Below are 23,854 nucleotides of genomic sequence, written 5' to 3'. Positions count from 1 at the left end.
TGCAATCTTATTCTGTTGCGGCACGTCGCCGGTCAATCCGATCTTACCTCGGTCTCCTTGAGTACAAGTCGTACAAGAGCCTTTGTGACAGGGGCATGACGCTCCAAGCTCACTCTATCGATCGCGTTGACAAGGATCTTGGCGACAGCCCCCGACCGTTCCATTCTCATCAGAAGGTATTCGAGCACCGAGTCGTTTACTAAGAGCTGGCGATCGCCGAAGAGCTTGACCAGCACGGATCGAAGCAGCTGATCATCAGGGGGCTGCAGCGATGCAAGCTCGACAGCCTTCAATCGTGTGCCAAGATCGGGCAGCTTTATGTCCCAGTGGGCCGGAAAGCTTCGCGAGGTGATCAGGAGATGGCCACCATTCTCCTTGGTCATGTTGATGAGATGAAACAGGGCCCGCTCTTCGAGTTCGAAGGGGGCGTCTTCAACGATGACGGCGCCGTTCCGCGAGAGGTCTGGCACATTATCGATCGTCAGCTCCGGGGACGTGACCAGGGTCGCCCCGGACTTCATCCGCCAGACCCGGGCCAGATGACTTTTCCCACTCCCTTCGGGACCAACCAGAACAAGAGTACGGGCGCGCCAAGCAGGCCAGCGATCGATCGCATCGACCGCCATACGATTGCTCTCCGCTACCAAAAAATCCTCGCGGTTCATCGCGGGTCGAAAGGGTAGCTTCAGTGCAAGCTGACTTGCACGACCTACCACTCTCGAATTCTCCGGCACTTCAGCGCGCCTCCTCGCCGTGAGTGATCTGAACGACGGACTTGGAGGGCGGTAAGGGTGGCAACCCTTGCTCGCCCGTTGCCAATGCGAGGGTATCTGGCTCCAGATATAGAGGGCTCTCTCTATATCTTCGGACAGCGAAACGAACCAAAACGCCAACACAGGCTGCCAACGGGACGGCGAGCAACAGGCCGGCAAATCCGAAGAGATAGCCGAAGGCAAACAGGGCAAACATCAACCAGACGGGGTGGAGACCTACCCTATCTCCTACGAGCACCGGCTGCAGAAAATTACCTTCGACGAACTGTCCAAAAACGAAAATGCCGAATACGACCAGGACCATGGTCCATTCTGGCCAGAACTGAACCAGGGCCATGCCTATTGAAAGAACGAAACCGGTTATGGACCCGACATAAGGGATGAAGCTCAAAATGCCGGCGGTAATGCCTATGAGCAGTCCGAAGCTCAGGCCTGCCGCCGTCAGGGCCGCGGCATAAAACGATCCCAGGACGAGGCAGACGGTCCCCTGTCCGCGAATGAAGCCCGCCACGGCCCGGTCCATTTCGCGGGCAAGACCCCGGATCGTCTCAACGTGACCTCTCGGGAGCAGTGCGTCGATCATTGCGACCATGCGGTCCCAATCGTTCAGCATGTAGAAGACGACAATCGGGGTGATCACGAGAAGCGAGACAATATTGATGACCGCCATCCCACCCGACCATAGCGACGACAGGATGGTTGCAAGCCATCCCGCTCCTTTGGAAGCCACATCGGAAAGGTTGCTTGTCAGCTGTTGTTGGTCGGGGGACGTGAAGACGTCCTTGAGCCAGTCGGGTGCGACTCGCTGATAGAGGTCGATAAGTGACTTGATGTAGTCGGGCAGTTTCTGAGCCAGACCTGAGAGCTGCTCGCTCAGGGTCGGCACGAGGCTGAGGGCCACCACGACGATGAGAAGAATGAACAGGAGAAGAATCGTAAACGTCGCAGCCAGACGGTTCATTCCGCGACGTTGAAGCCAGTCGGCAACGGGATCCAGGAAATAGGCAATCGCGAAGCCTGCAATAAACGGCAGCAGGATGGTGCTGAATATGTACAGCATCAGGATCATCGCGACTAACGCTGCGATCCAGAAGATCATTTGCCGATGCAACACCATCAGGTCCTCAGAGGATTTCTAGACGCCGTTCGCCATGTGCCGAACCCATTCTCGCATATAGGCGGCGCCGGACAGAACCGTCAGTGCTCCCACGCCGTAGACCGCCGCCGTCGTAAAGATACCAAGATTCGCCCCAAGGCCCAGGACGGCCAAGATCATTCCTGCCAAAAGGATCTGAGCGGTTGTGTTGAACTTGCTGATCCACAGCGGCCGCATTTGTACTGGCTTGTCCAGGACCCATGACAGCATCACCGCGCCGATGATCAGTATGTCACGACTCACGACGAGGATCACAAGCCAAAGAGGCAAAGTGCTGAGAATACTCAACGAGACGTAGATGCTGACAAGTAACAGCTTGTCAGCCAGAGGGTCTAGATACGCTCCGAGTTCGGTGGTCAAGCCGTATCGTTTTGCAATGAAGCCATCGACAGCATCGCTGATCCCGGCCGCCAGAAAGACGATAAAAGCGATGAGAAACTGGCTCGTAAAGATTAGCCATATGGTCAAGGGGACGAGCAGAATCCGGCCGATCGTGATGATATTCGGTATTGTCACGCCAGAGCTCGTTGATAAGGTTCAATCACATCAGGCGAACGTGATGCGGTAGAAAATCTTTAAATCCCTCTCAGCGTCGTGGCTGCAGCACCCAAGTGTCACCGACTGCCGAGAGGACGAAGCCGTTGCGGGCCAGTCCATCCTGCAACTCCGGCATGGTCATCTTGAACTCTAAAGTCGTGATCGCACCCGTCCCCGATAGTGATTGCACATCGACACTTTGGATGCCGGAGGTGGCCATCAGGCGAGACCTTATGGAATTCCATTCCGCCAGCGAGGTAAACGGGACTGCAAGCTTTATCTTCTGCGCCGGGACGGCTGGCTGAAAACGCTGTGCGCCGGTCGACTTCCACTGTTCTTGTATGGAGGACATGACGGCGTTGGCTCCCGCCAGTGCTGCCTGTTGCAGATTACCATCGGTGATATTGAATGTGTTGTCGAAGGCGACGGGTCCGGCGGCGCTCAGGCCGCTTGCGGTTACGCGAATCACGTTGATTGCAACAAGCTCCGCCGCAGCTACGAGGACTGTGTCCGTATGGTAGCGTTGAGCCACGGCACTCAGGGCGCCGGGATCACTGACGGCGGCTTGATCGGTGGTTATCGACGCCTGATCGACCGCATCCCCCAAGGGCAAGATGACCGGCGCAACCGTGTTCTTCAAATCCAAGCTGCGCCAGGCTGTTAGCCAAGGATTATCACCGTTCCAGAGTACGGCGCCGTCACGTCCGATCCAAACCGGAACGACCGTCGTCGGTGGTGCTTGATTCTCGCTGAACTCGACGCCCTGAGTTTCCAAAAGCTGGCGCACTTTGTTGGGGAGAAAGCTGATGGTCAGGGTGGCAATGTAGCGGCCCGGGCCCGTCTGTTCCTTCTGAACCGACATGCTGGACATCAAGCGGCCAATCTTCCCGGGATCGAGGGTGGACAAACGGGCAGCCTGATCAGCGGAGGCAATCCGCTGGATCATCTCCTGAAATGCCTTGACCTGGGCTTCACTGATAGCCTTCAGCTTGGCGGCCTGCGCATCCTTGGCCTTGGCGTCCACTTCCACGTCGGAGACAGTATAGGGGTCGGCGTAGGCTGTCGGCGTCCACGAGAGAAGCGCCCCGACCGCCACCAATGCGAAAATTAATCCTGTCGTCGCGGCGCGCAGCGCGCACGAGACCGGGGAGGGCCCAGGGATCAAGAGAGACGCCATCTGTCGTAGAACCTTTCCTCGCCCCACCCGCAAGCTTGTGCGAAGCGCGCTTTTCTGCTTGTTCTCGCCAGAGATTGCAATCACGACTTCGATCATCAAGGGTCCCGGTCACTATGGCCAATCAATCGACCGTCAACCCCAACAGCTACACCTATAGTGATGCCGGCGTCGACATCAATGCAGGGAACGCGCTTGTTGAGGCGATAAAGCCCATCGCGGCATCCACGGCCCGTCCGGGGGCCGATGCCGCATTGGGCGGGTTTGGCGGCCTTTTCGATCTCAAATCGCTAAACTACCAGGATCCGGTTCTCGTGGCCGCCAATGATGGAGTTGGCACGAAGCTCAAGATCGCCATCGATAGTGGCCGTCATGAGACGATTGGAATTGATCTCGTGGCGATGTCCGTCAACGATCTGATCGTACAAGGCGCCGAACCCCTCTTCTTCCTGGATTATTTTGCGACCGGACACCTGGACGTTTCGGTTGGGCGTCAGATCATCGCCGGGATAGGGGAGGGCTGTCGCCAGGCGGGCGCGGCGCTGATAGGGGGCGAAACAGCGGAAATGCCCGGCATGTATGCTGGTGCCGACTACGATCTGGCTGGTTTCGCCGTCGGTGTGGTCGAGCGCAGCCGCCTCTTGCCACGAATCGATGTCAATGAAGGCGACATCATCCTCGGTCTTGCGTCGTCGGGGGCGCATTCCAACGGTTATTCGCTCATTCGAAGGCTCGTGCTGGACCAAGGGCTCGATTACGCGGCACCAGCTCCCTTTGCTCACGAGGTGAGCCTAGCGGAAGCGTTGTTGACGCCCACGCGAATTTACGTCCGCAGCATTCTGGAAGCCCTTCGACGGTCCGGAGCGATCAAAGCCTTGGCCCATATTACAGGGGGTGGCATCACTGAAAACGTGCCTCGGGTTCTGCCCAAGCATTTGTCTGCGGTCTTCACCCTCGATTCGGTGGAGGTGCCGCCAGTGTTCCGATGGTTGGCAAAAATCGGCGGCATTGCACCCGCCGAGATGCTGCGCACTTTCAATTGCGGCATTGGCATGATCGTCGTGGTTGCGGCCGAGTCGGCTTCCGACGTCACCGCGCATCTTCGCGCCAGTGGCGAAACTGTGTTCGAGGTCGGCCATATCGTCGACCGCGCAGGCGGGGACAGTGTGATTTACCGCGGCGACCTGCGTCTGGAGGTCTGATCTCGTGGGGAAGTTGAGGGTGGGGGTTCTGATCTCCGGACGGGGGAGCAATCTCGGTGCTCTTCTCAGCGCTGCGGCTCACCCAGATTATCCGGCGGAGATCGCTCTGGTGATATCCAACCGGCCAGAGGCCGAGGGTTTGCGGCGTGCCGAGGCGGACGGTGTGAAGACCGTCGCCTTGGATCACAAACTCACCAAAGATCGTGGGCATTTCGACCAGGTCATGGATGGGCATCTCCGCGCGGCCGAAATCGAACTGGTGTGTCTCGCGGGATATATGCGGGTGCTTTCACCCGACTTCGTGAAGAGCTGGCATAATCGGATGATAAACATCCACCCTTCGCTGTTGCCGTCCTACCCGGGGCTCGACACCCATAAGCGGGTTCTCGCGGAGGGGGGGCGCATCTCCGGGTGTACCGTTCATTTCGTCAGAGACGATGTCGATACCGGGCCGATCATTGCGCAGGCGGCTGTACCCGTTCTCTCGAGCGATACAGAAGCGACCTTGGCGGCGCGCATCCTTCGGGCGGAGCATCTGCTCTATCCCTGCTCCCTGGAGCTTCTTGCTGCAGGGAAGATCTCCATTACCGATGATAAGATCAGCTATGTCGGTGTTGAGCGGGAGCAACCTGCCTTATTCTCGCCGGCAACAGTCAAACTTGCGAGTGCCCAATGATCATCCTCAAGCAGTTTCAGGCCGCTTTCGGCCAACCCAGTGGCAGTCCGTTCTGCGTGAAGACGCATCTGTTGTTAAAGATGGGGGGCATTGAGTACAAAACCGTCGACATCGACGATCCCAGGAAAACTCCCAAGGGCAAGTTGCCGGTGATCGAGGATGACGGCAAGGAAATCGCCGATACGTTCTACATCCGCCGTCATCTAGAACGAAAGTATGGGATTGATTTCGACGAGGGATTATCCGCGTCTGACAGAGCCGCTGCTCATGCTTTTAGTTCCCTGGTCGATGAGCATCTCTACTGGGCCGGCGTCTACTCCCGCTGGATCGATGATGCGGGATGGCCCATCGTGAAAAGCACATTCTTCACGAATCTTCCCGGACCCTTGAAGTTCATCATTCCCCCGGTGGCACGCGGCCAGATCCGGTCTCAGCTCAAAGGCCACGGCCTCGGTCGACATTCCGCCGCGGAAATTTATGAAATGGGATCCGCCGATATTGATACCGTGGCCGTCTGGCTCGGCGATAAGCCCTTCTTCATGGGCGATAAGCCCAGCTCGGCGGATGCCTCGGTCTATGCGATGACTGCGTCGATCGTCGATGCACCTTTCGAGAGCCCGTTGAAGAAGGCCGCACTCGCAAAGCCCAATCTGGTGGCTTATTGCGAACGGCTGAAGGCGAAATACTTTCCCTAAGCGGCTCTGATCCAGACTCGGTTGTCGTGGAACGCGCAGCCGCTCAGCGGCGCCGGTTGGTCGGCTCCCGTCAAGGTGTTAATGCCCTGGCCGTCTTCAAAGGCGGAGTTAGGCCAGATCGATTCAGCGATCACAACTCCCGGCTTCACCCCTGCGAACGACTTCGCGTGGAGAGTAACGGTTCCCCGGTCGTTTCCCACCTTCACTTTCTGACCGTCGACCAGATTCAGGCGGCTTACGTCGGCTGGATTGATGAGCAGTTCAGGCCGAACCTCCTTCTGCACCGACGTTGGAGTTTCGTTGAACGTGGAATTTAAAAAGCTTCGCGCAGGGCTCGTTGCCAGGCGAAATGGGTGGCTTTCGGTCGCTTCTTCGATCACCGCCCAGTGATCAGGGAACTCCGGCATGTCGTCAATGGGCCCAAGAGGTCCATTCGTCCGCGGCCGATGGCTCAGCTTCCGCCATTCCGGCCTGAACCTGAACTTCCCTCCCTTTTGCCCGAAACCCTTCACGAAGTGGCTTGTCTCGAAGTCCGGCTGGCAATCGATCCATTTCTGCTTCTCGAGAGTTTCTATATTTCCCCAGCCTGACTCCTTCAGAGTCCAGTCGATCAGTTCCCTTGGGCTCATCTTGAAGCCGGGGTGTTCAGCGCCAAGTCGGCCGGCGAGGCCGCTGATCACATCATGATTCGAGCGGCATTCGCCCGGCGCCTCGACAATTTTCGGACCGGCGATCAGATACTGATGCCCGCTCCCGACATAGATGTCATCGTGCTCCATGAACATGGTTGCGGGGAGCACGATATCGGCCATCTGGGCCGTTTCCGTCATGAACTGTTCGTGGACACAGACGAACAGATCTTCTCGCGCCATGCCCTGCTTGACCCGGGTCTGATCGGGAGCCACAGAAACGGGATTTGTGTTCTGGAACAGCATCGCCTTGACGGGCGGGCCGCCACGAAGATCGTTCTCATCACCCAGCAGCACCGCTCCGAGCCGCCCCTGCTCAAGCATGCGGACGGAAGGATCCATGGCATCGAGGCCTTCAATCATGGATTTCTTCATATGATAGATGGCGCTGTTCGAATGAAGGGCGCCGCCGCCTTCGTGCAGCCACGCGCCCGTAACGGTCGGTATGCAGGTCACGGCGTGAACGTTCACCGAACCGTTGCGCGATCGGGAAAATCCATAGCCAATCCGAAAGAAGGCGCGCGGGCGTTCGCCGATGACGCGGGCGAAGCTCTCGATCTCCTCTACGCTGGCCCCCGTAATGGCGGCCGCCCATTCCGGCGTGCGAGTTCTCAGGTGAGCCTCGAAGTCGCGAGGGCAGTCAGAGTATTTTTCAAGATATGGCCAGTTCGCATAGCCGTCTCTGAACAGCACATGCATTATCGCGCAGGCTAGTGCACCGTCGGTTCCAGGCCGGATGATCAGGCCGATATCCGCCTGTTTGATCGTCGCGGTTTCATAAATGTCGACCACGGCAATCTTCGCGCCGCGTTCCTTCCGCGCCTTGAGGGCGTGACTCATCACATTTACCTGGGTGTTGACCGGATTCGTGCCCCAGATCACCACAAGGTCGGACTTTGACATTTCACGTGGATCAGGGCCTGCAAGTTTGCCCACCCCTGCCAACATCCCGGGCCAAGACAGGGTCACGCAGAACGTGTCGTACATGCCGGAATAGTTTTTCACGTGGCGGAGACGATTGATCCCGTCCCGCATGACGAGGCCCATGGTGCCCGCGTAGTAATACGGCCACACCGACTCTGCGCCATAGGTCGCTTCTGCCTTTATGAAGGCCTCGGCAACCTCGTCCAGGGCGTCATCGAAGCCGATTTCCATCCACTCGCCAGAGCCTTTGCTTCCTTTGCGTTTCAAAGGTTTGGTCAATCGGTCGGGGTGATGGATCCGCTCGGCGTAGCGCGCGACTTTCGCGCAAATCACCCCAAGCGTGTAGTCATTGTCTTGCGCGCCCCGCACACGACCGATCGTTCTATCGTCGAAGAGCTCCACGTCGAGCGCGCAGGTGGAGGGGCAGTCATGCGGACATGCGGTATGGCCGATCTTGACATTTTGGCGGATGTTCATGGCGTTTCCGTTGGTCAACCCCACAATCATAACGCCAAGCCGCTTCCTTATCCAATCATCATGCTCGAAAGGGGGTCGGCATGGTGTTGGTGCATGAGGTGGTCAGGGGCTTCAGCGTCCGTCTCTTCGGGAATTGGTAAGAGTTCTCGGCGGGAAACCACGCTGGGATCGACTTGCCCGACAGATTGTGGTTCCCGCGCGTCGGCAGACTGGTCCGCATTTCGGTTAGGCGATTCCACGGTTGGTTCCTGACCATTAGCGGGTTTGGATTTCAACTCGTTCACCTCGCGGTGCAACTCGTTGATCGCAAGCTGTATTTTCGTCTCCCTCAGCCAGACGTCGCCAGTGGGCTGCTCAAAGAAAGTCTTCAGAGCGAAGCCTCCGTCGGGGAACTCCACGATCTCCGAAATCTTCAGGTTCGGGTACTGAGCTCGCGTCTCTTCCCAAGCCATCTGGGCTGCGACGGCTTCGTCTCGCGTTTCGCAGAGTCGGTAAACATCCTCGCCATGCCTGAAGACTTTCCACTCGTCCCAGATGTAATAGTTTCGCGACGTGATGATTTCAGCTCGGGTCGGAACAGTCGAGGGATATGAAAAACCTCCACCGGCAGCGATGTGATCTCCGATGGGCGGCAACAGAACCGCGACCGATTCATCACCCAACATATACCTGAACTGAACGGAGCCTTGGTTTCCATGCGCCTCTGTCCAGAGAGTGGCAAAGTTCTCCGCCGCGTTGACTCTTTCCTGAAAGGTTTCCCCCGGTTGAAAAACCCAATATCTCCCTTTGTACCAATACACAGTTTCCCAAGACTCGACACGCGTGCCGCCAGCAAAAACCATGAATCTATCAGCGATCTCCGAGGGATAATTCATTTTGTTGATCATATCGAAGTGATTAAGATTAGGCGACGGAAGGATTTTCTATATCCTGAAACTTACCTTTCGGTAGACTTAGATCCTTTGCGAAACCGTCTCTCATCGGGATTGCAGGGACTCTAATGGCAATTTCGTTGTCTTGAAGACCCTCAACAGTTGCCTTCCCGAAGCCATACTTTGAATATTGGTCGTTCCAACGTTGGACTGCCGCCTCAGCACGGGTGATTTTCTGAACCAATGTGTTTCCTTCGACTATGGACCAGTACTCGCCCTCATAGACGAAGGTTTCACCCATTAGTTTTCGGCCTACGCTCACGCCATCGACACTGAGAGCTTCCCGGCGCAGTCCAGGCAGCGGCGAATCCAGTTGAGTGAGATCGACTTCGGGCGCCTTCGCCCATTCCGGCGGCAAGGAATCAAGCTCCGGATAGTCATCCAACCCCCGGATGATCTCGCCATTGTGGCTTAGCTCTATGATCTTGGACTTTGTTTGAAACCTCTGTTCCACCAGATATTGACGGCTGCCGCGCGGAGTCTCGATCGTGATCTCAGGTCCACTGTCGGTGGAGAACAGACGTCCCGAAGAGGTTTGGCTTGAGGCGGCCACTTCCAAGTCGACGGTTCGTGCCGCCGGGGGTGGAGGGGGCGCGCTGTCTGAGCCAGCTGAGGTTGGAGTGGTAGGCTGTGTCGCATCGCCATCACTGTCGGTTTCTGAGGAGACATCGCGTCCGAGAGATCCTTTTCTACTCCCCCCAAAGAGGCCGGCTCCAGGCTCAATCAGGCCGGTACCCCTGTCCAAATAATAGAGCTGGTAAGGTCGATCGGAAAAGCGACCACCCGTGAGCCCGGTCTCCCATGAGACAGCCTGAAAAACGCCGGGGCGTCCGGAGACAGGTCGCAGCAAAACAACCTCGTCGGTGCTCTTTATGCGCGTGACCGTGTAGGTCTCGCCCGATGCGGGATGTTCATAGGGACGCTGTTCGCCTGGCTCGACGTTCTGGAACCTGGGAGGCATGCCGGAACTTTCCGGTGGCTCTGCGGGGCTGATTTCTGGGTGGCCAGCGCTGAACTGTCCTGCCCCTGTCCCTGCGCCGGCTTCGGGCTGAACATGACTGGACAATAGCCTTGGCGTCTGGATCCAGACCTCCTTGGTGTCCGGCCGAAAGTGAACGATTGCAAATCTCCCAGCCTCAGCGGCATGAGCCTTGTTCCATGTCTGAGCATAGGCAACGGCCTTTGCGTATTTGTCCGCCGCCGATCCCCTTTTGACAGTCGTGAAGAAATCGTCGCCCTGCACATAGGTTGTGAATTCCCGAGCATGTCGGGGATTGAGGTCGATCGTTCTGCCTGTTGTGCGGTATTCCTCCTGCCATCGCATCGCCTCGGCTTGCGAGCCGAGGTTGCTGGCCAAACCTTCTGCCTGGCCCGTCGGCCCCGCCTCCTGCATCTCGACGTGCGTCTCGATGCCCGCCCGCGAGACTGCCTGACGCTCGACGGGTGATAACCCCGGAGTGACGACGGCCACAGATTCGTCCTGCGGAAGGATCCTCAAGCCCGCATATTTGCCGGTGTGCGAAGAATAGGCGCTGTTCCAGCGCTCGACCGCGGCCATTCCGTTGCCGACCCTCTGTTGGACAGTTTCACCATCTTGAAATGTCCAGTATCGGCTTCGATACCAGTATACGCCGCCATCCTCTCCATCGAGGGAATGGCCGCCAGCCTTGACTACGGCGCGGTCGCTTGCCTCGTAGGCACGATTGTTGAGATCTGGAGGAGCTACCGGCTCGGCGGCGCGTGCGGTGGGTGGAGGGGCGGCGTACTCCCCTTTTGGCTCGGACAGCAGTCTCGCCATTCCGTCGGGAAAGGGGATGGCCGGTACTCGCATGGCAAAATGACCGTCGCCGAGATTCCAGGCGGTGGCTTCGCCGAAGCGGTATCCGCCATACTGCTCATTCCAATCAGCGACAGCCAGATGAACCCTCATGGCACGCTGAGCAGGCGTATGGCCGTTCGGAATGGTCCAGTAGTCGCCATCATAGGCGTAAACGCTGCCGGTTCCACCCATATTGGTGGCCTCGTTCTTGAAGAACGCCAAGTCCGGACCGATAGGAAGCCGGGCGGTTAGGCTGCCGCTGCCTGGAGGATCGAACCAACCGTCTGGGGTGCGAGACAGATGTGGGCAATCATCCCAGAACACCGTGTCTCTTCCGTCGATCTGGACGTGATAAAGCGTCGTCTTTGCCCGCTCCTCGAGGTTCCGCAGCCGGATGCCGATCTCTGGAGGCGTTGCCTCAGCTGTTGCTCCGCCGACCTCTGCGGGCGCAGCGTGTATCTCGACGACGGCGGTACCGCTCTGCGCATCTGCGGGGGCATGTGATGCTTGCGCCTGTGTTGAGGAACTCGATTCAGGCCCGGCTTGAGCTTCTCCCGGCGCATCACCTCCGGCGCCGCCCTTAAGGCCTCCACCGGTTCGCAGCTTCCCGGTCCCTGGGTCCAACCAGAGGGTGCCCATCTCGGCGCCTGGCATCGGTTCTCCGGTGGTCCAATCGACTCTCTGATACGCATCCTTCCGGCCGGTTACGGGCTTCAACGCCAGTGGTTCGTCGGCCCCCTCCAGTCGTGCAATCGTCAGGTGCTCGCCTGTTTCCGGGTGGGTGTATCTGGCGACTTCCCCCGGTTCCAACCTCTGAAACCGGGCAGGCATATCCGAAAAGACCTCATCCGCCGCCAGGCTTATTTGGTGAGGATCTGCCCGTCCCAAGATCGAGATCGGCGAAGGTCCTCGCGGAGCTTCGAATTCGCTTCTCGAGACGCCGAGTCTCTCTAAGGAATGTCCGATGCTTGCGCGCCCGCCCGCCTCCGACACCGCCTCAAGTCCAGACGCACCCCCGCCGCGCGTAAGCCCGGCACCGATGCCGACGCCTTCAATCGTCAGGCCGATTCCGCCGCCTATGATCTGCTTTATGCTGTGGTGCCGTATGCCCTGAACAATATTGTAGATGTTTCCGGCGACCGGGATCTGGCTGATCATCCAGTCCCGCAGCACTTCCAGTCCTTGAACGAGATGCCGATGCGCCTCGGTCTCGGTGCGAAAATCCTGCACCAGTTTCGCTTCGCCGGCCGCAATGTCCTGCTCAGTAATCTCCTTACCGGCGCGGATCAGTTGTTCCTTGACGTAGGCTCGGAACCAGGGGTCTTGCGCAAGCCTTGCATTGTATTGTTCTTCTGCGGATTGCAACAGCTTCTGCGGATCGATTGTGTGTGTCCGATGCCCGAGCTTTTCGGAGTGCAGACACTTCAAAGACATTTGCTTGCCCGTTACGCCGGGTTTGTCAGCAAGTTCGAAGAATTCTTCAAGATAACTCATGCGCCTGATCTCGGGGAGACCAAAGCCGTGGGTCATGTTCACCCAGTGCTTTTCATCCAGATCATCATCATCCCAGCCGGTTTCGCGGAATATGGCTCGATAGGCACCTTGAACCCGGTCGAAGAGGGCGGGCGGTGTCCCATAATTCCCATTCCACCGTTCCGCAAAGTAGGTCGCGGCAGCAACGGCGTTCTGTCGCCATGGCTCTCCTTCGAACGAGGGGTCGAGGTCGACTTTGGCACCTGCGGTCTCCTTCAAGTGGATTCCGGCGAACATGACCGGGTTCATCACAGATTCGGGGTCTGCGCGGTGCTTGTCGACCAGCTTGCAGAACTCTCTGACCACCGTCGCCTTATCGTCCAGCCCAGCGGGTACCGGATCACCCATGGCGCGGTGCAGCGTTTTAACCGTGGCTGCAAGGCTGAACTCCATGGAGCCAACAGTGAAGTCCGCGCTGAGGCCTAACTCATCCAGCCTTTCCGACAGAAGGGTGCGCCGGTCGGCAATATTCATACGATCGAGGCCAGCCACAGCCAGAACGGCGGGGTCCTTGGCCAATTCATCCAGGGATTTTCCTGTGGCATGAACGAGCGTCAGTCCGTCGAAGTATATGGCTGCGTCAGACCTCTGACTCCCTGGATCTGAGAAAATCTCCGATTTTTGCCAATCTCGGGCGAGAGTCCCGAGGAACTCCCATCTCATCTTCCCGAGTTGGGCTTCGACCACGGCAGGAACGGTGTTGATCGTCCAAAGATCAGCAGGGGCCCTTCCAGAGAAGAGAACCGTAGCCTTGTCGATCAAGCCGCGATCGCTGTCAGTAAGCGAGTTGTAAACGTCCGAACGTACGACGCCCGGCGTTGCCAGACGGGCAGCAATCGCTTTTAGGTCAAAGGTGTGGTCGCCATCATGAGTACCAATGGCGGTCAGTGCCTCCAACGCTGAAAATTTTCGAGCACCAGCCCTTTCCCAGTCGATCCAGTTCAGTTGCTGTTCCAAATCGCGAAATGGAAAATGCCGGGAAATGCGGTTCGGCGCTTCCTTGGTGTCGATGTCTGATGAGGGATCGATCGAAGTCATGCATGGTCCTTCTGGAGAAGACTGACGCTCGAAAACCACCATGCAGCAGGGAATTAGGTCGATGGGCTGGTCAGAACAGGGCCTTGATCGGACCGTCGGCCTCGCCAGGGCCATTTTCCGAGCGAGCCACCGCGGGGAAAACGGCTGATATCTTGCAAAGTGTAAGGCGCACCTCAGTGAGAACCCACCTCACATGATCCAGTTTTCGAGCTCGTCGGCTCGAGGGACATCCGTAACTTCCCGGCTTTGCTCCTCCACTGAAATCGACGCTCTCGAGACGGTAGCCGTCGCCTCCACTTCCGCTCTTTCCTGAGCCGCAGGGCGTCCTAATTGAGCTGTGGATTCGCCGATGGTTGCAGGCGAAGGCATGCCGGAAGATTTGATGTCGGCAGCGTGAGGGGGCAAGCCGACCGTCAGAACTGCCACGGCTTCATCTTCCGGTAGAATTTTGACGCTTGCATATTGTCCGCTGCTCTTGGAAAAGGCCGCATTCCAATTCTGGACAAAGGCTTTTGCCGCATCATAGCGAGACTGCAGCGTTTCGCCCTCTTGGAACGTCCAGTACCGGCCCTTGTACCAGTAGATCGGTTCATTCGTTTCCTGGCCGACCCATTTCCCGCCTGCCATCACCACGGCTCGGTCTCCCATTTCATTCCTGAAATGTTCAAGTGGTGGTGGGATCACCTCACTCGACGAGATTTCGTCGACGGTGGTCACCAGAGGGCGGCCATAAGTCCCGCGAGGAATGTCTAGAGACTTCGCGTAACCCTCCCGAAAGGGAATGGCGGGTGTGCGCATTGCAAAAGCGCCATCTCCCAAATCCCACGCCGTCGCGTGGCCGATATGATAGGAGGAATACTGGTCATTCCAGGCCGTCACAGCAATCTCGGTCCGTGCCGCGCGCTGACCCGGATTGTCACCCCCGATGACGGTCCAATACTCTCCATCATAGGCGATGGCCTGTCCCGCTACGCCGTCCGTTACATACTGACCTTGGCTTCTAAGATTGGGCAGCGAGGGTCCCCGGGCAAATGCCTCGGAATTCACCGGCTCCGACACCTGGCCCCAATCGGATGGGATCCGGTCCAGATTTGGATAGGCATCCCAAAAAGCAGTGGGATGGCCTTCCTGAGTGGGAACTTGGACAAAGACATCGGCAGACTTGGAAGGCAGATCCGCAAGGCGGCTTTCGATCGGCATAGCAGGTTTGGAGGAAATGGCCCCAGCGTCCTGGAATTCGGGTCCGGCGTGAATTTCGGCCCTGGTTACACCTCGGTGGCTGTCGATTAGTGCTTGAGGGCTTCTCGCGGACCAGTCGCCGCTGTTGAGGTCCGAGGGCGAGGGGAGACCAATGGAAGTCGATTCCGTCAGTTCGGATGCCACATCGATCCTGATTTGCTTGGGCCCTTCAGCCGCTTCGGTCTCCAACCTCCATCCCGAAGACGCGCCTTCATGGATCTGAACCTGCGTTGGATCGATCGGAGGGGGTTGGTCGCGGATCGTTTCGACAACTTGTACACTTGGCAGAAGTGGATCCTCCATTTCGGCGTCGGTCGACGTGCGGCCTCGCGATGGCTTCGAACAACCGATGCCACCTCCGCACAGGCGACCGGAAGGTTCTATACGTCCGGTTTTTGGGTCCATGTGATAGGGGTTGAGCTCCCCGTTCTTGACCGCTTCACCGGTCACCCAATCGGCTAAATGAAAGGTCCCCTGCTGGCCGCTGACAGGAGACAGAGCAATCGTCTCACCGGTGGATTCGACGCGGGTGACGACAAGCTGCTGACCACTCATCTCGTGGATGTAGGTGATCTTTTCACCTGGCTGCATGCCGCTGAAGCGTGGGGGAACCTCAGAGAATATCTCGTCGACTCCGGCGAGCTCGATGCCAAGCGGCGCTGCGTTGCCGATCACGGGAGGCAGTCGAGCTGGAGCAGTCTCCACAAGCAATTCGCTGCGCGGAATGTTCAGCTCCGATACGACATGAGCCATCGCGCTGCTGGCGCCGGCCTGAGGGGAGATATGAGGACTGAGTTCAGCCCCCGCCACTGCGCCGCCCCGCAACCCGACGACCATCATCCCCCCGACTTCCAGTGACAGCGCCAGACCTCCGCCAATGATCTGCTTGATGTTGCCGTGGCGAATTCCCTCTTCGACGTTGTATATTCCCCCGACTATTGGAATCTGGCTGATGTACCAGTCCTTTACAAAATTGAGCCCTGATACGAGGTGACGATGGCTTTCGGTTTCCGCCTCGAGCTGGCCAACAATCCGGCTCATTTCAGAATCGACCGCGGTCTCTGACGTCGATTGGCCCGAGAGGCGCAAGTTCTCTTTGGCGCGAGCCACGATCCAAGGGTGCGCCGCGACCATCTTGTTATGGTCTTCCTCGGCTCGCTGGAGAAGTTGCTGTGGATCGAGAACATGCGACCGATGCTTCACATCATGTTCGCATTTGAGCACCATTTTCTTGCCCAGCGGTCCAGGCATGTCGGCAAGGTAGAGAAACCGCTCGATGGGGGTCATGTACTTGGTCTCGGTCAGGAACCAAGCATAGCTCTCAGAGAACCCCACCTTCTCATATTCGAGATCTATATCGTCCCATCCAGACTCTCGCTCCATGATTGAATAGGCTTGCTCGACACGATCGAAGTGAGATGGCGGCGCTCCGAAATTAGCCAGCCAGCGCTCCCCGAAATATGTAGCTGCGGCGGCGCATTTCTCCTTCCAGTTGGCTCCCAGCAAATTATCCCCGCTGGATTTCGCTAAGTGAATCGCTGCGAAGACAAATGGATTGATCGTCGCCTCAGGGGCAGCTTGCCATTGCTCGACCAAATGCTGGAACTGCATCAGCAGCTCGGATCTTGTGCCAAGGTTTTCCGGAACGTCTTGACCGAGGGCGCGGTTCGTCAGCGTGACTACGCTGGCCAGCGTGAACTCAATGGTTCCAACCTTGTAGCTCTCGTTTATGCCGAGTTCACCCAATCGTTCGGCAATTAATGCTGATCGCTGGGTTTGGGACAGCTCGGCCATTCCCGGTATGTGCATCACGCTCGGCGCAGACAAGAGATCCTGGAAGGAGCTCCCAGCCGCATTGACAAAGGTGAAGCCGTTGAAGGCAGGCTCATCGCCTTCGCCAGGTTGCGAAGGAGGGAGGAACATCTGGCTTTTCTGCCATTCGCGCTCCAGTGCATGCAACAGGGACTCCCGCAAGGAGGCCAGATCATTGGTTGAAGGAGAAAGCTCTAGGTGACTGCGGCCCGCATAAATCAACGCCGCTTTGTCGATCACGCGCTGCACATCTTTGGTCAGAGACGAGTAGACCATTGCCGCAGGTTGGCCGGACGCCGCAAGACGGGAGCCAAAGGCAAGGGGCTCTACACCGGCATTTACCGCATCTTCCTTGCACACTCCCAAAACGATCTGCGCCGCAGACAGTTTTTGGCCAACAACATCCGGCCAGTCACCCTCTCCCCTCCCTTGGCCATTTTCACCCATCTCAAAGCGATAGGAGGCCCGGTCTGGTCCCTTCCAACTCCTCAGGGTCTGTGACACGGCGGCAGGGATCGAAGTCCTAGAGGCCGAGTTTACAGTTTCTGGCATCCAACTCATCCTCTCAACAGGAAATTGCAGCACGCGAGCGGATCTCATGCTGCAATCATTTGTGGTGGGACTTCGGCTGCATTCCGCCCGGAGTGCGGCGGTTACTTCAAGCGCCGATTAGGGCTTATCCAAATTTGGACCCAAGTCTTCTCCGTCCGTGCAGATTCGGCGTCATGATTGGAAAAAGCTGGACGCCTGCCGAGGGGCTGGGTTCTAGTGCCCGCCATCAGCGCGGAGGTTCGTTATGAAGTCACATGCTCGGGTGGTCATCATCGGTGGTGGAGCGATGGGCGCTGGTCTGCTCTACCATTTGGCCCTGGAAGGCTGGACCGATATCGCACTCATTGAGAAGGGCGAGCTCACCTCCGGCTCGACGTGGCATGCAGCCGGCCAGTGCCCCCAATTCGTTGGCTCCCTGTCCATCGCGCACATCAACAATTACGGAACCCAGCTCTACCCCAAGCTCGAGGAACTGACCGGTGTCTCCGCGACCTGGCACGGTTGCGGCGGCATTCGCCTCGCGACGACAGATGAGGAAGTCAACTGGTTCAAATATGTGCATGGAATCTCGAAATTAGTGGGCTTCGAGATGCATCTCATCGGGCCTGACGAAATTCGGGAACATCATCCCTATCTCGAGACCTTCGGTGTGAAACTCGGCGCGTTGACCATCACGGACGGCCATGTCGATCCGTCAGGTGTCACGAATGCAATGGCCAAGGGTGCACGGGATCTGGGTGCGGAGATATACCGCCGAACCAGAGTCACCGATGTCCGTCCGCTCGCAAATGGTGAGTGGGAAGTTATCACGGAGAAGGGCACCATCGTTTGTCAGCATGTGGTCAATGCCGCAGGATCGTACGCGGACATCGTGGGGGCCTGGAACGGCCTGACGGTACCGATCACCAACATGTTGCATCACTACATCGTCACTGATCCCCTGCCGCAGATCGAGGCTTTGAGCAAGGAACTGCCGGTCGTCCGAGATCCGTACCTCTCCGGTTATCTTCGCCAGGAGCAGAAGGGGCTGGTCGTCGGCATCTACGAGCAAGAGGGCGCGACCGACTGCTTCAAGGATGGAATTTCCTGGGATTTTGAAAGTGAGCTCCTCCCTCCAGAGCTCGATCGACTAGTCCCATGGCTGGAAAAAGCTGCGGAACGGCTCCCCATCTTCGCCGAAGCGGGTATCCGTCGCGTTGTTCCCGGCGCCATCACACATACGCCGGACGGCAATTTGCTTCTTGGCCCAGCACCGGGGCTGCGAAACTACTGGATGGCTTGCGGGGCATCTTTCGGGATCTGCCAGGGCGCGGGAGCGGGAAAATATCTTGCGCAATGGATGGTCCATGGAGCGGCCGAGATCAACATGGGACCCGTCGATCCCAGACGCTATGGGAATTGGGCAGGGGGCGAATATTGCCGGGCAAAGTCCATCGACGACTATCAGAACATGTATGCGCTTCTCGCCCCCGGCGAGTATCGTCACGACGGGCGACCCAAGCGTACCTCCCCGCTGTACGAGAAGCTCAAGGCCAAGGGGGCTCAGTATATGGAGGTCGCAGGATGGGAGAGGCCGCGCTGGTTCGACAAAGCGGGGGACGGCGAGACTTACAGTTTTCGCCGCAACAACAGTTTTGAGGCTGTCGGGGCTGAGGCAATGGGCGTCCGTGAGGGCGTCGGCGTCATGGACATGTCGAGTTTTTCGAAGTTCGAGGTTTCCGGCACTCATGCAGAGTCCTTCCTCAATCGTGTGTTGGCTAATCGGATGCCCGCCAAGGTGGGCGGCATCGTGTTGACGCAGTGGCTGACCGAGAACGGTCGGATCGAGGGGGAATTGACCGTGACGCGGCTCGCAATGGACCGTTTCTATCTTCTCTCTGCTGCTGCAGCCGAATTTCGCGATCTCGATATGCTGACGCAGCGCCAGGAGCACAGCGAGCAAGTCGAGATCCGGGATGTCACCGAAGCATTCGGGGTGCTCGTTCTGGCTGGACCCCGCTCTCGCGCTATCCTCTCGAAGCTCACGTCAACGGATCTCTCCAACGGCGCTTTCCGTTGGCTGACGGGCCAGGAGATCGATGTGGCAGGGGTCAGGACGCGGGCGCTGCGAGTGAATTATGTCGGCGAGCTCGGCTGGGAGCTGCACATGCCGATGGAGGGGCTGGTCAAGGTTTACGACGCCTTGATGAGGGAAGGGGCGAGCGAGGGCATCGTAGATTTCGGTGCCTATGCGATGAATGCCCTGCGAGTCGAGAAGGCCTATCGCGGCTGGGGGTCGGAGATGACAAATGAAGTCAATCTCATCGAAGCCGACATGGAGCGTTTCGTCAGGTTGGACAAGGACGACTTCGTCGGCAAGGCAGCCACCCTGAACGCCAAGCAACAGGGGCCACGGATCTCGCTCGTCTATTTTTCTCTTGAAGATGGCGACGCCGAAGTTTTGGGCAATGAACCCATCTTTGCCGATGGCCGGCTTGTCGGCGTCACCACGTCCGGCGGCTATGGATACGCGACCGAGAAGAGCCTCGCCTTCGGTTATGTGAAGCCTGAGCTTGTCGGCTCACGGGACGCCTTCGAAGTCGAGATCCTCGGCAGCCGCCGCAAAGCCTTTCTCGAATCCGCTCCCGTGTATGATCCGGGCAACGATCGGTTGCGGGCCTAAGTGGCCATCGAGTGTTTTGACACAAATAAAAAAGCCGCCCTCAGGCGGCTTTTCATTCATTTCGGGGTGTCAGCCCACGATTTCTTCCAGTCGAAAGCACAGGGCGATTTCCGCTGCGGCATTCTCGGCGCTATCGGAACCATGGACAGAGTTCCGCTCGATGTTCTCGGCGAACTCCTTCCGGATCGTCCCGGAATCGGCCTTTGCCGGATCCGTCGCGCCCATGACCTCACGGTTCTTGGCGATAGCATTTTCGCCCTCGAGCACCTGGAGAACAATCGGGCCCGACGTCATGAAAGCGACGAGATCATTGTAGAATGGACGGGCGCTGTGGACGGCGTAGAATTTTTCCGCGTCTGCCTTGCTCCACTTCACGCGTTTTTGCGCAACGACACGCAGCCCCGCGTCTTCAAGCTTGGCAATGACCTTGCCGGTGAGATTACGTGCCGTAGCATCCGGCTTGATAATCGAAAAGGTGCGCTCCAGCGCCATACGTTCGTCCCCTTGGAATGCGAGTTTTGAGATCCTAAAGTCGCGCGGGGTTATAGCGGCGGACCTCTCCTGCATCAAGCACAAGGGCGGTCTCTGCAGCATGGAGCGAGAGAATGCAGCCTATCGAGTATGCGGACGCGACTGCCGAGGTTCGAGCCATCTTTGATGATATCAAAAATTCGAGGAACGTTCCGGACGTCAACAATTTCTGGAAATACCTGGCCAATGAGCCGCGCATGCTCTCGCATGTCTGGTCGTCCATCAAGGACATCATGGGACCGGGAGGGCACTTGGACCCGCTGGTCAAAGAGTTGATCTACGTGGCCGTTTCCGTGACCAACAGCTGTGAGTACTGCATGGCGAGCCATGGCGCCGCAGCGCGGAAAAAAGGTGCCACCGAAGAGATGATGAATGAGCTGTTTGCGATCGTCGGCATTGCCAACATGACCAATAAGCTGGCGGAAGCCTATCGGGTCCCCGTCGATGCAGGGCTCCGGGTACCCGAGTGAATATCGCGCACGGGTGGAGCCGCTTCGGCCATTGTCGAATTTGGTATATTTGCCTAAAGTCGCATAGTGTCCTGGAAACCGTCGCCGCAGCGCGGCCTAAATCTCGGTTTCTAATCCATCTGGATGCGCTGTGGCTGTCTGCCGCATCGCATGAGGACCTTGTTTTAAGCAATGGCAAAAGCCCTTAGCACTATCGATGATATTGCCGAGAATCGGCACGGAACGGCCAGGAGAGACTTGTGAAACAATGCGGGCGGTATAATCATGCCTTGGGGGCGGAGGCGACCGGTTTCCGGGCTCTCGCAAAGGTGCATTGGAACCAGACGGCGGCGGAGCTCTACGAAACCGCATCCCGACGTGGGGAAGGCTTGATCGCCCAAGGAGGCGCGTTCGTCGTCTCAACGGGTCAGCATACGGGACGGTCTCCGAAAGACAAATTCGTCGTCCGCGACGAGACCACCGAGGACAATATCTGGTGGGAAAACAACAAGCCGCTTTCCCCGCAGCATTTCAATCAACTGTACAAGGATTTCCTGGCGCATGCCGAGGGCAAGGAGCTCTTTGCGCAGGACCTCTACGGAGGTGCGGATCCTGCCCACCGCCTGCCGACGCGTCTGTTCTGCGAGTGTGCTTGGCATGCCTTGTTCATCCAGCATTTGCTCATCGTGCCGCCGGCCTCCGACCTCGCAACGTTTCAGCCAAAACTGACGATCATCGACCTGCCAAGCTTTCGTGCCGATCCCGAGCGGCATGGGGTACGCTCCGAGACGGTGATCGCTGTCGATTTCAAGCGCGGCCTCGTGCTTATCGGCGGCACCTCCTATGCCGGGGAGATGAAAAAGTCCGTTTTCACGGCCCTGAATTACCTTCTGCCGGCCGCGGGCGTCATGCCCATGCATTGTTCGGCCAATGTCGGGCCCGATGGTGATGCAGCGATCTTCTTCGGGTTATCGGGCACCGGGAAAACGACGCTGTCAGCCGATAGCAGCAGGACTCTCGTGGGGGACGACGAGCATGGCTGGTCTGAGTCCGGCCTCTTCAATTTCGAGGGTGGCTGCTATGCCAAGGTGATCAATCTGTCGGCGACGGCCGAGCCTGAAATCTATGCGACGACCCGGCAGTGGGGAACCGTGCTCGAGAATGTCGGCATGGACCCCGTTACGCGGGAGCTCGATCTCACGGATGGCTCGAAGACCGAAAATACCCGTTCCGCCTATCCTCTGCATGCGATTCCCAATGCGAGCGAAACCGGCCTTGCGCCACATCCGCGCAACGTGATCATGCTGACCGCCGATGCGTTCGGCGTCATGCCGCCGATCGCGCGGCTATCACCCAGCCAGGCGATGTACCATTTCCTTTCCGGCTACACCGCGAAAGTCGCCGGAACGGAAAAGGGTGTGACTGAGCCAGAGGCGACTTTCTCCGCCTGTTTTGGTGCGCCCTTCATGCCGCGTCACCCCAGCGAGTATGGTAACCTTCTCCGAGATCTCATTGCACAGCATGGTGCCTCATGCTGGCTCGTCAATACCGGCTGGACCGGAGGCAAGTACGGCGTGGGCAAGCGGATGCCAATCGCGGCCACTCGGGCGCTGCTAAACGCAGCTCTTGACGGGAGCCTGGAAAATGCAGAGTTTCGGGTTGATCCGAATTTCGGTTTCGAGGTGCCGATTTCCGTACCGGGCGTCGATGGGAGCCTCCTTTCTCCTCGCGACACGTGGCCGGACAAAAAAGCCTATGATGCGCAAGCCAGACGTCTCGTAGAAATGTTCAATCGGAACTTCGAGCGATTCGAGGCGCATGTTGATCCGGAGGTCCGTGCGGCCGCACCGGTGTTGAAGGAGGCAGCCGAGTAACGCGAGGGGAAGAGGTGATGGGCGTTTTTTGGAAGGTGGCTTTGCCGCTTTGCACAGTGTTGTCGTTTGTCTCGGTCGCGAACATGCCGGTTGCACAGTCGGCGCCGGCAGCGAAAGCGGTAGGTCTCCTGAACTGCAAAGTGATGGGACCCGACGTCGCTTTGCATTTTGGCTCCTCCCGTCAAATTCGCTGCGTTTACGTTCCCGACGGCCGAGGGCGTCGCCAGACCTATGATGGGATGCTTCGAAAATACGGCATCGAGGTCGGCGTGATCGGCGACACGTCGATCTCCTGGACCGTGATGGCCCATCGAAACCGTATCTCGCGGGGCGCGCTGTCGGGGAGCTATAGAGGCTTCACCGTTGAGGCTACGATCGGTGTCGGCTCAGGAGCCAACATCTTCATGCGGGAGGGAGACCAGTCGGTCAGCCTTCTCCCCCTCGCGATGCAAGAGCAGGTCGGCGGCTTCAATGCGGCCGTTGGCGCGGCAACAATGGATCTCGCGCTCGTAAGGTGATCGACGATCGATTCAGGCCTTGGTCCTGAACTCGGCGGCTTTGAAGATCGCGGTGAAAGGCAGTTCGGCTGCCTTCATCGTCTCCTGCGCTCCTTCCTGGCGATCGATCAGTGTCACGACGCGCATGATCTGGCCGCCCGCCTCGCGCACGGCTTCTACCGCCTTCAGGGCTGATTCTCCGGTCGTCGTCACGTCTTCGACGATGACGACACGCTTCCCCTGGAGTGTTTCGCCGGGTGCCAAACCTTCCACGAGCAGTTTCGCTCCATGGTCCTTCGCCTTCTTCCTCACGAAGAAGGCGCTTACCGGTGCCCCTCGCAGGAAGCTCGCCGCGGTTGTCCAAGAGACGATCGGCACCGCCCCCATCTCAAGACCACCAATGAAGTCGGGCTTTGCCTCGACGAGCGCGTCAAGCACCAGTTCGGCCAGCAAACCAGCACCCTCTGGATGAAGCATGGTGGGCTTCATGTTGAAGTAAAAGTTGCTCTTGCGGCCGGATGCCAGCGTGATCTCCACATTATCCTTGAACGAGCGTTCCCGAATAATCTCCATCAGGCGCACTCGCCTTGCGTCCTCGCGCATCAACATGCCC

Annotated in this window: 17 protein-coding genes; 7 read left to right on the top strand and 10 right to left on the bottom strand. The window is 58.1% G+C overall.

The genetic code is table 11. The annotated features are described in order from the left end of the window. Positions 1 to 32: 32 nt before the first annotated feature. From FKM97_RS02410 to FKM97_RS02395, 4 genes are all read right to left on the bottom strand, one after another. Entirely contained in the window at positions 33 to 626 is a 594-nt protein-coding gene (locus tag FKM97_RS02410; protein WP_143957530.1) for a P-loop NTPase family protein, read from the bottom strand. Positions 627 to 735: 109 nt separating this feature from the next. Next, positions 736 to 1,890, bottom strand: a complete 1,155-nt coding sequence (locus FKM97_RS02405) for an AI-2E family transporter (protein ID WP_143957529.1) — start codon at positions 1,888 to 1,890, stop codon at positions 736 to 738. Between the two features lie 18 nt (positions 1,891 to 1,908). Next, on the bottom strand, positions 1,909 to 2,445 hold the full coding sequence (locus tag FKM97_RS02400) for a CDP-alcohol phosphatidyltransferase family protein (RefSeq protein WP_143957528.1): 537 nt from the start codon (positions 2,443 to 2,445) through the stop codon (positions 1,909 to 1,911). Positions 2,446 to 2,515: 70 nt separating this feature from the next. Then, positions 2,516 to 3,739, bottom strand: a complete 1,224-nt coding sequence (locus FKM97_RS02395; RefSeq protein WP_143957527.1) for a DUF2066 domain-containing protein — start codon at positions 3,737 to 3,739, stop codon at positions 2,516 to 2,518. A 17-nt stretch (positions 3,740 to 3,756) separates the two neighbouring features. Between FKM97_RS02395 and purM the strand changes: the two genes are divergently transcribed. The 3 genes from purM to FKM97_RS02380 are packed head-to-tail and all read left to right on the top strand — an operon-like array spanning position 3,757 to position 6,213. Continuing rightward, a complete protein-coding gene (gene purM, locus FKM97_RS02390; protein ID WP_143957526.1) occupies positions 3,757 to 4,842 on the top strand; it encodes a phosphoribosylformylglycinamidine cyclo-ligase in 1,086 nt (361 codons plus the stop codon). 4 nt (positions 4,843 to 4,846) lie between these two features. Then, a complete protein-coding gene (purN, locus tag FKM97_RS02385; RefSeq protein WP_143957525.1) occupies positions 4,847 to 5,518 on the top strand; it encodes a phosphoribosylglycinamide formyltransferase in 672 nt (223 codons plus the stop codon). Continuing rightward, the gene (locus FKM97_RS02380; protein ID WP_143957524.1) at positions 5,515 to 6,213 is read left to right on the top strand and encodes a glutathione S-transferase family protein; all 699 of its coding nucleotides are present in this window, start codon (positions 5,515 to 5,517) and stop codon (positions 6,211 to 6,213) included. Before purN ends, FKM97_RS02380 begins: the two co-directional genes overlap by 4 nt. Here FKM97_RS02380 and FKM97_RS02375 read toward each other — a convergent pair. From FKM97_RS02375 to FKM97_RS02360, 4 genes are all read right to left on the bottom strand, one after another. Continuing rightward, on the bottom strand, positions 6,210 to 8,303 hold the full coding sequence (locus FKM97_RS02375; RefSeq protein WP_143957523.1) for a molybdopterin-containing oxidoreductase family protein: 2,094 nt from the start codon (positions 8,301 to 8,303) through the stop codon (positions 6,210 to 6,212). The two genes, FKM97_RS02380 and FKM97_RS02375, sit on opposite strands and share 4 nt — an antisense overlap. Before the next feature lie 47 nt (positions 8,304 to 8,350). Then, entirely contained in the window at positions 8,351 to 9,178 is an 828-nt protein-coding gene (locus FKM97_RS02370) for a hypothetical protein (RefSeq protein ID WP_143957522.1), read from the bottom strand. Positions 9,179 to 9,206: 28 nt separating this feature from the next. After that, positions 9,207 to 13,625 carry a hypothetical protein gene (locus FKM97_RS02365; RefSeq protein WP_143957521.1) on the bottom strand — a complete coding sequence of 1,473 codons (4,419 nt, stop codon included), beginning with the start codon at positions 13,623 to 13,625 and terminating at the stop codon, positions 9,207 to 9,209. Positions 13,626 to 13,814: 189 nt separating this feature from the next. Next, a complete protein-coding gene (locus tag FKM97_RS02360) occupies positions 13,815 to 17,228 on the bottom strand; it encodes a hypothetical protein (RefSeq protein ID WP_143957520.1) in 3,414 nt (1,137 codons plus the stop codon). A 244-nt stretch (positions 17,229 to 17,472) separates the two neighbouring features. Between FKM97_RS02360 and FKM97_RS02355 the strand changes: the two genes are divergently transcribed. After that, entirely contained in the window at positions 17,473 to 19,890 is a 2,418-nt protein-coding gene (locus tag FKM97_RS02355) for a GcvT family protein (RefSeq protein ID WP_143957519.1), read from the top strand. Positions 19,891 to 19,959: 69 nt separating this feature from the next. Here the strand turns inward: FKM97_RS02355 and ndk are convergent, their stop codons facing one another. Further along, positions 19,960 to 20,382, bottom strand: coding sequence for a nucleoside-diphosphate kinase (gene ndk, locus FKM97_RS02350; RefSeq protein ID WP_143957518.1), 423 nt, complete (start codon positions 20,380 to 20,382; stop codon positions 19,960 to 19,962). Positions 20,383 to 20,495: 113 nt separating this feature from the next. Between ndk and FKM97_RS02345 the strand changes: the two genes are divergently transcribed. The 3 genes from FKM97_RS02345 to FKM97_RS02335 all read left to right on the top strand — a co-directional run bounded on the left by FKM97_RS02345 (position 20,496) and on the right by FKM97_RS02335 (position 23,262). After that, positions 20,496 to 20,891, top strand: a complete 396-nt coding sequence (locus FKM97_RS02345; RefSeq protein WP_143957517.1) for a carboxymuconolactone decarboxylase family protein — start codon at positions 20,496 to 20,498, stop codon at positions 20,889 to 20,891. A gap of 239 nt (positions 20,892 to 21,130) precedes the next feature. Next, positions 21,131 to 22,744, top strand: coding sequence for a phosphoenolpyruvate carboxykinase (locus FKM97_RS02340; RefSeq protein ID WP_143957516.1), 1,614 nt, complete (start codon positions 21,131 to 21,133; stop codon positions 22,742 to 22,744). 17 nt (positions 22,745 to 22,761) lie between these two features. Then, positions 22,762 to 23,262: a DUF992 domain-containing protein gene (locus tag FKM97_RS02335; protein ID WP_143957515.1), complete on the top strand. Its 501-nt coding sequence runs from the start codon at positions 22,762 to 22,764 to the stop codon at positions 23,260 to 23,262. Positions 23,263 to 23,274: 12 nt separating this feature from the next. Here the strand turns inward: FKM97_RS02335 and pyrE are convergent, their stop codons facing one another. Next, positions 23,275 to 23,844 (bottom strand): orotate phosphoribosyltransferase, encoded by a 570-nt coding sequence (pyrE, locus tag FKM97_RS02330; protein ID WP_143957862.1) that lies wholly within the window; start codon positions 23,842 to 23,844, stop codon positions 23,275 to 23,277. Between the last annotated feature and the right edge of the window lie 10 nt (positions 23,845 to 23,854).

Origin of the sequence: Rhodoligotrophos appendicifer, from assembly GCF_007474605.1 — a bacterium.
Lineage (GTDB): Bacteria > Pseudomonadota > Alphaproteobacteria > Rhizobiales > Im1 > Rhodoligotrophos > Rhodoligotrophos appendicifer.
Note: the sequence above shows the minus strand (reverse complement) of the source record. Positions and strands in the feature narration are given on the sequence as shown.